This window comes from Aureispira sp. CCB-E, assembly GCF_031326345.1.
Classification (GTDB): domain Bacteria; phylum Bacteroidota; class Bacteroidia; order Chitinophagales; family Saprospiraceae; genus Aureispira.
In genome coordinates, this window is sequence record NZ_CP133671.1 from 7,123,521 (window position 1) to 7,135,786 (window position 12,266).

The window sequence follows — 12,266 nt, forward strand, 5'->3', positions numbered from 1 at the left end:
ATAAACAATAATATGAATCTTTTTAAACAAAGTTTAGCCCTATTGATGGTAGCAGTAGCTTTATTCACGACAGCATGTGCAACACAAGATCAAGAATGTACTCCTCCTACTGTGGAGCAAAATATCATTGGTACGTGGACAGTAACAAGTGGAACTGGTACCGTTGAATTTAAAGCAAACGGAACTTTTGACGATCCTAATGACGATATTATTGGTGGCTATTTCAATAGCGATACCTTGGATGTAAAAACGTACTCGATTGCCAATGATACACTATATGCTACTGCTGCATCATCGGACACTTCTAGCAGCAATGCGCTGAATGCTAAATTCCCTATTGAGAAGAATGAATGTGATAAAATTACACTTTCAATTATTAGCATTCCTTTTATCCTAACTCGTCAATAATAAATTTGTTATGGTGAAATGGTTGTTTTCCATCCGTTAAGCCCTAGTAATAAAAATAAAAAAACGAGGCTTCTTTTTAAGTCAAAGAAGCCTCGTTTTTTTATTATCTGTTTATTTTGTTCATCAAAATAAAGCCATGCTGTGTGCCTTCATAATGGTTATAAATTAACACTCGTTCAATAGGCTTGGTGGATGCTTTTTGGATTACTTCCTGTGGCATTGTTCTTCCTGAAAATAAGTTAGCTGCAAGCCACACCGCAAAAGAAGAAACGGTATAATAATCTCCTACTAAGTTTTTGTACGTGTAAACCCCTTGTGTTGGAAAAAGAGTTTCTTGTACATTTTTATAATAATAATCGGTTCGATTATCTCCATTATACCCTAGAAACAACGCATCAATATCTGTTGTAGTTAGCCCGTTTCGATCTAAAAACGCGTTGGTCTTTGCCAATATTTCGTCCGTTGTTGGATGTATCATTTGAGCCACATCTACAATCTGAGCAATGGCCAACTCTGAAGGCTTAGCATCGACAACAAAAAGTGCAGCTCCCTCTCCTGATACAGTACCAGGTGTGTCAGAATCGAGCAACTGGGTAGAATCAATTTTTTCTTCTTTAAACATTCCCCTCAAAGAATCTACATTATAATTAGCTTGAGAGATTTCTTCTACGCCCCCCAATAACAATCGTTGTGCAGCATTTTCTTCAAACAACAGCAAGGCATCCAGTATCGCACATTCAAAGGCAATTCCATTGTTAACATGCGTATTATTGTATCCTGTTACTTTTCCCATCAAAGCCAATGTACCTGCAATGGAGTTAGAGGTAGATTGAATAAAATCAGTCGGTGTTAAAGTACCTTCATCATATTCTACTATTTGATTTAAAAAGCTAATAGACTTTTTGATAGAACCATTGGCTGAACCAATAATAATTCCATCCAAACTATCTTTAAAACGATCAATCAAAGGAATTCCAGTCCCTACTCCCATTCGGACAGATTTGCTCATTCTACGCAACAAATTGAGAGGAACCATTTTTTTATACTTTGGTTCTATTGCCCAATATTGAGGCTCGGTGTGTACTTTTACCCCTTCTTCAAAAATAGCATTATTATAAGTATCCTGAGCAGAGATACAAGACATGTCAACGATATACATAAAACTCTAGGCTTTTGAAAGAATAATAGATGAGCAATTACCACCAAAACCAAAGGAATTGGACAATAAATGCTTTATTTCATAATCACGTTGATAAGTTGTGATGGGGCGAGCCTCATATTCTTCTATCGGATGAACACAATTGAGGCTGGGGTATAATTCGCTATATTCCATAGATAAAAGACCGAATACAGCTTCAATACTCCCTGCTGCTGCCAAGGTATGCCCCGTATAAGGCTTGGTAGATTGATAAGGAGGAATATCTCCAAAAACCGAACTCAAGCCAAACATTTCAGAAATATCATTATTTTCGGTTCCAGTTCCATGAGCATTGATATAGTCAATTTGATGTGGTTGCAGTTGAGCAGTTTCAATAGCTTGCGAAATCGAACCAATAATCCCTACAGCATCGTCAGAAATAGAAGAAGGATGAAAAGCATCGTTGGTATTCCCATACCCTGTTACTTCTCCATATACTTTTTTGTCGCCAACTAACTCCTCTGCTTCTAAGATTAAAAAGGCAGCCCCTTCGCCCAAAGTCAACCCCGAACGATCTCGATCAAAAGGCATACAAGGCTTCGCGGACAAAATTCTCAAAGCATTAAATCCATTGACCGTAAACTTTGCTAAGCCATCTGCACCACCAACAATAGCGCGTTTGGCTCTACCAGATTTAATCAATTTTGCGCCAAACATAATAGAATTTGCCGAAGAAGAACAGGCTGTATTAAAGGTTGTTGACAATCCTTTCATTTGGTAACGATTGGTCAATTTTAAGGTATGTGCCCCACAAATATAAGAAGACAGATACTCAGAAGGCGTTCCAATTTTATTGCCATCTCGATATAACTCATCCGTCATGGACATGCCTCCTACCGTACTAGCAGAAACAAAAGCGGTATCCATTGCCGAGATTTCTTCTGCGGACATTCCTGCACAAGTCAATGCTTCTTGCAACGCAACTGTTGCTAAAATATCTGTTCGGGTAATGCCTTTTTCGTTGGCTATTCCCGCCATTTCCATCAAATATTCTGTACTATGAGGAACTTCCCCAAATGGAAAAACATCTACATAACGAGTATCCATTAGGGTAGCTTTTCCTATACCCGTTTGTCCTTTTTGTAATTGACTCCTATTCTCGGCAGCATTTTTACCTATCGCTGAAATGGCTCCAATACCAGTTATTAAAACTCTTGTCATATATTCTTTGATTTGACGAAGGGAATGAATTAAACCTATTTCTATGAATAGCTTTATAAATTAGTCGCCTGCTGATGCCACTTTACAAACACTAGGGTTGCCTCTAACAACTTTAGTTATTAGTGTATTTTAACAGACTATTGATGAATAACAATGAGCTATTCTATTACAATAGTTCGTTGAAACCACGCAGTAGCAGCGAAGCTAAACTTTATTAGTTTGATAATCAATAAATTACAATTTTAACACATTCTGTGGTAACATTTTGATTATCAAACTAATATGAATGTGCTTTTTTATCTTTTTGGTAAAAAAGTAAACAACTAAGCTTGCGCCCTCATGAGCGTAGCGAACTAATCAACGAACTACTACTATTAAGTACAATTTGCATTAGGCTTTGCCGTTATCAATGATATATTGAGCCATACTATTGACATCAACTAAGACTTTTCGTCCTTCCTTAGGGTCTGTAATTTTTAATTTATACTCACGCTCTAACAATACCAACAATTCTACTGAGTCGATAGAGTCTAAACCTAGGTCACCGTCTGGTCCAAATAAAGGAGAATCGTTTTCCATGTCCTCTGGTTCTATATCAATCAAGTTCAAATAATCAATAATTTGTTGTTTCAATTGCTCCTTTAACTCTGTTGTTTCCATGATAATCTTGTTATTATTTTTTTAATTCGCTACAAAGTACTCTGCAAAATAATTATCTAATAATTTTTAAGCGAGCCTTTTATAAACTGAACTGGCAATATAGTTTGTTCAACTATTTCTAGAAATAGAACCATTGCCAATTTATATAATTTTATCTTTTTTTAGCTTTACAAAAGCAAAACTTAAGCAAACAGCGATGAAAATCATTAGTCCGATCACTACATTCTGTAAAGCAGCCCAAGAACCTCCTTTCAAAAATAGTATATAAAATCCTTCTAGACACCAATTTAATGGAGAAATTAGACTGATTGTTTGCATATATTCTGGCATTACAAAGCTTGGCACCCAAATTCCTCCTATTGCTGCTAAAATGACAATCGACATTGAGCCAAATCCATGTGCCTGTTCTTGAGTCCGCACCATTGTTCCGACAAGCATAGCATAACTAACCGCAGCCAAACCACTCAACAAAACCATAAATACAAAACCTAATTGATTGGAAGGCAAGGTTAGCTCTGGTAATCCTAACAAAGGAAAGGTTAGCTTTGCAGATGAAAAAACTAAAGTTACTTGTGCCACGGCTGCTGCCAGATACAATAACATTTTTGCCCCCAAAACTAAAGAAAAGCTTGTTGGCATTGTTTTCAAACGGATAAAGCTACCATTTAAACGCTCTTTAACGATATTGTTTCCTAGAGAAACCACCATAAAAAACATCGCAAAAATAGTCCATGCAGGAACATTATGCTGAGTAGAATTTGGCAGTTTATCACTATCCGAAGTTGTCGCTGGTATCCTATTAATAGGCACCCGATTTTCAATCATAGCTTCTTTCAACTGTTGTGGCGACTCTGTCAACTCTAGTTGTTCACACATTTGGTTGATGAATAATTCTCCCTCTATGCTCTTCAAAAAAGCATCCACCATATTGATAATAGAAAAACAATAATTCTCTTGCAAAACAGGGTCGTGATAAAAATCGAGGGCAGGCAGTTTGATTTTTTTGGGCAAGTCATTGGGTTCTCCCAAACCTAATTCATTCATCATTGTAGAACTCACTAAGTTTGCTTTATCGGTTATCTTTTCTGTAAAATTACTCGCAATTACTAAACCCGTTAGATAATCCTCTTGATCCATCACCTGTTTTATATTCTGTACAGAATCTTTTTGGGATAGATCAAACAAGCCAGAAACCTTCATAAGATCAACTAGCTTTTGCCCTTCTGCTCCTTTATCTTTGTTGACAATTAAGATAGAAATTTTATTTTCATTAACAATCTTAAACGCAGAATCTTGAATAATAGTTATAACATACACCAATAAAAAAGGCATTCCAAACATCACTGCTAGACCTGCCTTATCATACATAAGGATTTGAAACTCTTTTTTTATGGCTACCCAAAGCTTAAACATTTCTCTTTTTTATTTCAATAATCCGCTAAAATCACCGTTTCATTAGATGTGATTTTACATTTTTAAGGTTATTACTTATACATTTTTATTCCAAGCAGCCCTTTTATTAGTCCCTGTATTCTTCTCCTGTAAATTGGATAAATAATGATTTTAAATCTTTTGCAGCATGAGTAGATAATAATGTCTCCATTTCACCTTTCATGATAATTTCGCCCTGATCTATCAATGCAATTCGGTTGCAAAAATCTTGTGCCTCTGATAAATGATGAGAAGTATAAATAATCGTCGTTCCCATTGCATTTAAATGGTTGAGAAACTTTAAAATGGCTACCTTACTTTGTACATCCACGCCTACTGTAGGTTCGTCCAAGAACAAGATAGAAGGTTCATGAATAATTCCTATCGCCAAATTAACCCTACGCTTCATACCGCCAGAAAATGTTTCGACTCGTTGATGTGCCACACGAGACAATCCCAAGACATCTAATATTTCTGTTGTTCGAGCAGCTATTTTTTCTTTTGATAAATTATACAATGCTCCAAAATATTCTAAATTCTGCACTGGCGTCAATTCCTGATACAACGCATACTCTTGAGGGACAAAGCCAATTTTAGGCTGAATCCCCTGAAAATTCACCTCTTCGTTATTATCTCGGTATAATACGTGCCCACCAGATGCTTCTATGATGCCACACAAAATAGAAATGAGGGTTGTTTTTCCCGCTCCATTAGGACCTAAAATCCCATAGACATCTCCTGTTTGAATTGTCAAACTAACTTTCTTTAAGCTATCTTTTGCAGCTCCTTTATAGCGTTTGCTAACTTCCTCTATTTGAATACAATTAAAACTCATCGTACTCTAAAATTTCATTTTATATAATTCTAAGAAAGTCGCTTTTTCCAAAGCACCAATCTCATCAAAACCATCTGCTACCTCCTCAAAGTGTTGTTGCTCTGTATTTCTGCCTTTGTAAATTGCAGCCATACGAACTGCTGAAGCACGCAACAAATCTCCAGACCTAGTGATTTGTTCCGAAAGTCGGCTCAAACGATCGTCTTGTAATCGTTCTGCCGCTTGTTCTAAAAATGCAGCGTAAATAAATCGAAAACCGCCACCACCTGTACCAATTTCCTCCTGCATTCGAACAATTTGTCCAAGGTTGAGACCAGCTTGCTTTGCTCCTAACTTATTCCTCCACTTTCGGATCTGTTTGGCGGTATAATTAAACCCTGTACTTCCTATAAAAGGTACTCGTACTTGTGTCATCCACCAAGCATTTTTTCTCAAAGCTATTTGAATTGCTTTTCTTAATTGTGCATCTGTAATTGTAGGAACATTAACAGGAAAATAGACATGTCCCCTAGGTGCTAGAGGTCCTCTAGCAAATCGGACGTCCTCTAATTCTGCTGGCGATAAACTAGTTACCGTTTCCATAACTGGGTCACTAATTAAATAACGCCCCTCCTCTTTTCCATAGACAATTAGGTTGTGTGCATTAAAATGAAACCTGTATTCTCTTGGGAAATAGGTTAAATGAAAAACCCCAACTTGGCAACCAATGGGAGTACCTTCCGTTATTTTTTGATCTAAAAAAGTTTGTGCTGTTACAGGGTTTCTAAACTTTTTGCGAGCTATTTTTATTCCTAATGAACGGCTAGCTCGTTTAAAAATTTCTCCTGGCATCGTACGAAAAGAGATGGCTGGACCATGATTTATTTTCATAAATGGAATATGGATATAAAACAGTCCGACCCCTAAACCAAATACAAGTGGTTCAGACATAAAATCCAAACCATGATACCGTAACAAGCTTGTTGCTACGCCATTTTCACAATGGGCAGTTTGTATGTGGTTAAAGTCCTTTGTTATCGTTTCCATCAAAATTTTTCAATTCGTCTATAGTAATTCTAAATGCCTTAGCATATCTACTTAATTTCTTGTCATTCAAGCGCCGAAATGACTTTGGTTTTAGATGTCTTTTGATACAAAAAGACCAAAACCCAGTGTACCCCGCCAACGTAGGCAAATCCATCAAATTCTTTTCCATATAATAAAGAATAGGGCTTGCGGTTCCAGTTCGAAAGGCCTCTAAAGCTAATGCAACCCTCCGGTCTACTTCTTCCCATGCACCATCTAGTGCATCCGCTTTAACTTGCCACCCAGTACTAAGTGCCTGTTCATAGGATCCATCTTTGTTTTTGACATAGTGAACTTCACGAGTAAAGTTCTTTAAACTACTTTCGTCTTGAGGTAAATCTTCTTTTTTCATAGCTAAAGGTCTCCATTAATAATAACCTAGCAAACCGTTAACCATGTAAACACATAGGAAAAACGAGCGCTTTCAGGAACAGCCAATAATATCTGATCACCTTTTTTTAATGTTCCACTATTCATCAATTCTTCTACCATCAAATAGATAGAACCTGCCCCAACATTCCCTTTGGTTGCTAGATTGGTAAACCATTTTTCTTTGGGAATTTCCATTCCATTTTCTTTCAAAATTTCCTCGATGGGTTTTTCGAAAAAGAAGCTAGAAATGTGTGGGAGGAAATAAGATAACTCATCTACATTTTTATTCTTTTCTTTTAGAATTCTTTGTAGATGATCAAAACCAAGTCGCAAGATATTCTTACTAAGCAACTTAACATCTTGCTTAATACTCATAACAGAAGCATTGATCAATCCTTTGGCATCATAATCCTTGTACGAAATCAACTCTCCCGAATCATTCTTGTCTGCCGCTGCATACATACACGCTTCTACTTCGTTTGCATAAGAGCAGCCTTCTATCCAATCTACTCTTAAAGAAAGACCGCTTTTGTTTTTCTCAGACTCTACTAGAAAAGCTCCAGCACCATCGGAAAGCATCCAACGGAGAAAGTCCTTTGAAAAAGCGAGGTAAGGGTTTTCCTCTATTTTTTCAGCAAATAAGATTTCTTCATCAAATTTATCTCTTGTCATCATAGAGGCAATACGCTCTGAACCAGTTGATATCGCTCGTTTTTTATCGCCTATCTTGATAGACATATAAGCATATTTTAACGCATGCATTCCAGAGCAACACACACCTGAAGGAGAAACAACTTCGATATTTCTAGTTTCTGGTAGGTAACCGTGTACCATGACACCATGTGAAGGCATTGTTTGATCGGGAGTAGAAGTACCACAACAAAGCAAATCAATTGTTTTTAACGCTGCTTCGTCATTGTTAAAGAGGTTTTTCACAGCCAAGGCGGTCATTTCAGCATTGGTATGCGTACTCTTTCCTCCTTTCTTCAAAGCATAATACCGTTTTTTTATGCCATTTCTTCGTAATACAATAGCTTTAGAGCGAGATGGTTTTCCATTTACATAACCTAAATATTCTTCCATTTCATTATTTTCTACCACTTTATTAGGCAAAAAAACTGCTGCTTTATTGATATATACTTCTTTCATCTGTCTTCTAAAATAAGCCTTAGTTTCTATAATCTAAAGTTGTTTAGATCACATTTTCTTGATATTAGTGTGTAAAAGTACTATTTTTTTCCTTTATACAACTTTTTATTACAGAAACAATCAAAAATAAGGATTGAAAAAATGCGTACTTTCAACCTGAATAATTATTATTAATTTTATAAAATTTTTTAACAAAAAATGGGGAGTATTCAGCTCAAGATTTGAACACTTCATCTAACTGCATAATCCAAGTATGGTACCACGCTGCATTCGCAACAGTTGAATCTATTGCATTGTTGTTCAGTAAGTCTATTATTTTTAAAATAGGTAAATTGAACCATTCTCGCGCCAATATTTCTGTATCTTCAACTACTGTATTAGCAGCTACCCTAGATTTGATAGCCAAAGCTGCACCTGCTTTTAATTGGGCTTGATAAGTAGCTGCCAATTGCCATAATTGCTGACAATCTTCGCTCCGAAGACCACCGACATAAGCTGACGCAATACCTATTCCTCGCCAAAAACTAGCTTGATAATTAAGAGGAATTTTTGAACTTATTTTTTGTAGTTTTTCTCTATTTCCTTTGCATGTATACCAAAAGCTGCGCCCAGCTCCTTGCCAATATACTTGTAGTTCTTCTTCTAAAATATTAGGGGGATAGGCTTCTTGTAATACTTTTCGTTTTCTAAAAAAACCATCATAGTACCCATAGCCATCCCAAATTCGCCATCCCAGTAAAGGTGTAGTCATATTAATCCAAAGAGAGGGATTCAAACGCTGCTGTCCACAAGCCCAACCTAAACCAATGTGCACTTGAACTGCATGCTCTTGTGCATATTTTTCTAAAAAAACTTGCCAAGTATCCAGCGTTTTTCCTTGCTCTAAATCGTTTAATGCCAGAACCATTGCTACCGCCTCGTAAGCTATGGAAACAAATTCTGAGTTTTTGTGCTGAGTAAGGAATTTGATCACATCTGACAAATCCGTTGTTTGCTCAACAAAAGCTTTTGTTGATTGAAAAAGCTCCTGTAAGATTTGCATTTTTTCAGCAACCCTATTTTCTGCATTCATCAAACTGCTAATTTTTCTTTCAACCACATCATTTCTAAATCTTTGGCAATGTAAGCTGCTGTATCTATAGCCCCCTTTTCTTCTGCTTGCGCCAGCAATTCTTCTTTTGACAATTCCAAAGAAGCCTTATAAGGATTAATTTTCATATTTTGAGGCGTGCCTTTCTGCTCTGCCAATACTCTTCGATAGATTTCTGCTGCCATTTGCTCTAGAATTTCTAAATTCTCTTTGCACTGCGCAATCAAGCCTTCTACAGAATGCTGTATTTCTAAATCTAGGTGCATTTTTTTCAAGAATGGAATATCAAAGAAATCAATAAAAAAATTGATGTAAGGTTCGTTGCTACACACCGCCCATTGTCTAAAAAACTGCTGAAGTTGACTATTTAATTTCCCTAAACGAGTCCCCAAGGAATTTCGACTCGTAAACAAAGCTCGTAGTACTTCCAAGTTGATATAACCTTTATTTGTAAACAAGAGTGTTGGGATTCCCCAATATACTCCCCAGTCCCACAATACTTTACTGACCATTACTTGCGTATTGCCAAACAACTCATATTGTTGATTATAAATAGGCACCCAACTATCAAAAAATGCGGCATGCACACGTTCGTAAATAATAGATCGAGAAGCAACATCCTCCCCTCGATAATCTCTTAAAATCAAATCCGACATCCAAGTATTTCCAATAGAAATAAAATCCGTTCCAGGAGAATAAAATGGATCTAAGAATGCCCCTGCTTCTCCTACCACTCCCCATTTTTCTGTAGAGTAGAAACGTCCTGAATGATGCGAGTAATGCTTCAATATTCTAAAATCAATTACATCTTCTCGGTACGATTCCAATTTTTGAGCACACAGTGGTTCATTTTTCTGTAACCACTCCATTGCCTTATCCAACTTATTAAATTCTGAGAAATCATGAAATCTAGGATCGGCAACAATTCCCACACTTGTATTACCAGATACCAATGGAATTAACCAAACCCAATAGCCAGTTCCCATAAAATGAATCGTCCCCAAACGCCTCAAACCTTTTGGCAATTTATTTGCCCATTGCTCATTATTAGACCAATCATTTACATCAACTTCTCCTTTTACTCGAAACCAAACAGCATTGATGTTATGCTCTAACGGTTTTTCAAAACCTAGTTTTCGTTTCAATAAACCAACTCTCCCTGTAGCATCAGAGACCCATCGACCAGTCACTTCGTAATTTTGACCTTCTTTGGAATAGGTTACTGTATGTCCTTCTATTTCGTTCAAATCTACGGCTTTGATTCTTGCTCCCAAGATTACATCTACCCCCATATTTAGTAGACGTTTGGTGAGTTCATTTTCAAAAATACCTCGATCAATTTGGTGGCTAGGTACTGGTAACGTACCTTTAGCTCCTAACTCTACACGTTGGTCAATTTGTTCTTTGATTTGTGGGGAAAAATAAAACCTCAACCCAATCTTTGGCAATTGGTATTCGTCTAAATAATCCTTCAGTCCTAACACTTCTCTTAAGTAATAGGTACCTAGTTCTACCGTAGACTCTCCCACTTTATGAGCCGAATTAGGGGCTTCCTTTTTTCGCATCTCAAGCACAGCTATACGAATCTGAGGTTCTTCTTGCTTTAACTGCAAGGCCAATGTTAAACCAGCCAATCCTCCTCCTAATATTACAACATCATATTGGTTATTCATGCTTGTTGGTTTTTAGATTATTGATAGGGTATTTGAAGCATTTATTCGCAACTTGTAAAACAATACAAACAAGCATTGAAGGTCTCTTCGAATTATCATGAGGTTATTGAATAATTAGCGAACAACTCTATTGCTTCAACTCATTTATATTATTACTCTTGCACTTGCGAACAAATAGTTCCATTAATATACAAACTACTCGTAATTCGGTTCACTGCTACCAAGGTTCTTTTGAATACTATTGATATGAATTTAGTAATTTTTCATTTCCCAAATATGATTCCTATCTAATAGTGAGTTTTTTATGTACGATTGATCCCTAAGTATAAAAAATGCTCTTTTTTCTTCTGAATACGTTTGCCACTAAATGGTCGGATTAACACATTATAAATTGTTAAAATGATTGGAGAGACAATAAATAGGGCTACCAACAGATAGTATTTATACATACTCACCCAAAAGGAGCGTTTTTTTTCAGTAGTTCCTTTTCGTTTAATCAACTTTGCCCAAGCCAAAAATAATCCTTTAGCCCTCATTTCGATCAATAATATGGTAGGGTGAATATCTATTTTTTTTTCTGCTAAAATCGCATCTTGCAAGCCACCGTAATTGTTTTTTTGAAAAGCTTGAAACACCTTTTCGCCAAAAATTTCTACTTCATTTATATCCTTTTCGGAAACTCCTGGATAAGGTAAAATTCCCCATTTTCGCTCCTTACGTCCAGTTAACATCCAATGTAAAATACTCAATGCACTGATCAAATTTTGGTGTCTGTCTATCAATGGAACATTACCTACAATATTCCCTCCAGCCCCTTCTATGTATTCGACAACACTCTCTTGTGCATTTAGCCACATATTTCTAGCCCCAATTATAGTGACCACAGGTGTATTTTTTAAGACAGCCAAAAATTGAGGATCTTTCAAAATAGAAGTAGCAGGAATCGAGGGCGACAAATACCAAGGTTGATAAGCAAAGATGACTAAATCGTACCGATTGAATTGCAACGTATAAGGTGCTAAATCGACGGGTTCTTCCAAGACCGATTCAGGCATTGTATCAAAAAACACTTCGCTAGTCCATGGGAAAGGAAAAGGTTTTGCCGTATCAATACGCACCTGCTCTATCTCTACATCTTTAAAAGGCTTTAAGAAATTGCCCACAATCTCATACAATTGTCCAGATTGAGAATAACCTATTACTAGAATTCGTTTCATATGAATC

The 12,266-nt window shown here is 36.6% G+C and carries 12 protein-coding genes; 1 reads left to right on the top strand and 11 read right to left on the bottom strand.

Features of this window, described 5'->3' with window-relative positions:
- Positions 1 to 12: 12 nt before the first annotated feature.
- Positions 13 to 408, top strand: coding sequence for a hypothetical protein (locus QP953_RS27490; RefSeq protein ID WP_309553543.1), 396 nt, complete (start codon positions 13 to 15; stop codon positions 406 to 408).
- Between the two features lie 103 nt (positions 409 to 511).
- Here QP953_RS27490 and QP953_RS27495 read toward each other — a convergent pair whose 3' ends face one another.
- The 11 genes from QP953_RS27495 to QP953_RS27545 all read right to left on the bottom strand — a co-directional run bounded on the left by QP953_RS27495 (position 512) and on the right by QP953_RS27545 (position 12,259).
- On the bottom strand, positions 512 to 1,567 hold the full coding sequence (locus QP953_RS27495; protein WP_309553544.1) for a beta-ketoacyl synthase chain length factor: 1,056 nt from the start codon (positions 1,565 to 1,567) through the stop codon (positions 512 to 514).
- A 6-nt stretch (positions 1,568 to 1,573) separates the two neighbouring features.
- Complete coding sequence (locus QP953_RS27500; protein ID WP_309553545.1) at positions 1,574 to 2,767, bottom strand: beta-ketoacyl-[acyl-carrier-protein] synthase family protein; 1,194 nt, start codon at positions 2,765 to 2,767, stop codon at positions 1,574 to 1,576.
- Between the two features lie 390 nt (positions 2,768 to 3,157).
- On the bottom strand, positions 3,158 to 3,427 hold the full coding sequence (locus QP953_RS27505; RefSeq protein ID WP_052593619.1) for a phosphopantetheine-binding protein: 270 nt from the start codon (positions 3,425 to 3,427) through the stop codon (positions 3,158 to 3,160).
- 141 nt (positions 3,428 to 3,568) lie between these two features.
- On the bottom strand, positions 3,569 to 4,840 hold the full coding sequence (locus QP953_RS27510) for an ABC transporter permease (protein ID WP_309553546.1): 1,272 nt from the start codon (positions 4,838 to 4,840) through the stop codon (positions 3,569 to 3,571).
- Between the two features lie 106 nt (positions 4,841 to 4,946).
- Entirely contained in the window at positions 4,947 to 5,693 is a 747-nt protein-coding gene (locus tag QP953_RS27515; RefSeq protein WP_052593622.1) for an ABC transporter ATP-binding protein, read from the bottom strand.
- A 6-nt stretch (positions 5,694 to 5,699) separates the two neighbouring features.
- Entirely contained in the window at positions 5,700 to 6,719 is a 1,020-nt protein-coding gene (locus QP953_RS27520) for a BtrH N-terminal domain-containing protein (protein WP_309553547.1), read from the bottom strand.
- Positions 6,694 to 7,110, bottom strand: coding sequence for a hypothetical protein (locus QP953_RS27525; protein ID WP_052593626.1), 417 nt, complete (start codon positions 7,108 to 7,110; stop codon positions 6,694 to 6,696). Before QP953_RS27525 ends, QP953_RS27520 begins: the two co-directional genes overlap by 26 nt.
- Positions 7,111 to 7,136: 26 nt before the next feature.
- Entirely contained in the window at positions 7,137 to 8,279 is a 1,143-nt protein-coding gene (locus tag QP953_RS27530; RefSeq protein ID WP_309553548.1) for a beta-ketoacyl-ACP synthase III, read from the bottom strand.
- A gap of 214 nt (positions 8,280 to 8,493) precedes the next feature.
- Positions 8,494 to 9,351 (bottom strand): DUF1702 family protein, encoded by an 858-nt coding sequence (locus tag QP953_RS27535; protein WP_052593630.1) that lies wholly within the window; start codon positions 9,349 to 9,351, stop codon positions 8,494 to 8,496.
- Complete coding sequence (locus QP953_RS27540) at positions 9,351 to 11,042, bottom strand: FAD-dependent monooxygenase (RefSeq protein WP_309553549.1); 1,692 nt, start codon at positions 11,040 to 11,042, stop codon at positions 9,351 to 9,353. Before QP953_RS27540 ends, QP953_RS27535 begins: the two co-directional genes overlap by 1 nt.
- Positions 11,043 to 11,344: 302 nt before the next feature.
- A complete protein-coding gene (locus tag QP953_RS27545) occupies positions 11,345 to 12,259 on the bottom strand; it encodes a hypothetical protein (RefSeq protein ID WP_309553550.1) in 915 nt (304 codons plus the stop codon).
- Positions 12,260 to 12,266: the final 7 nt, after the last annotated feature.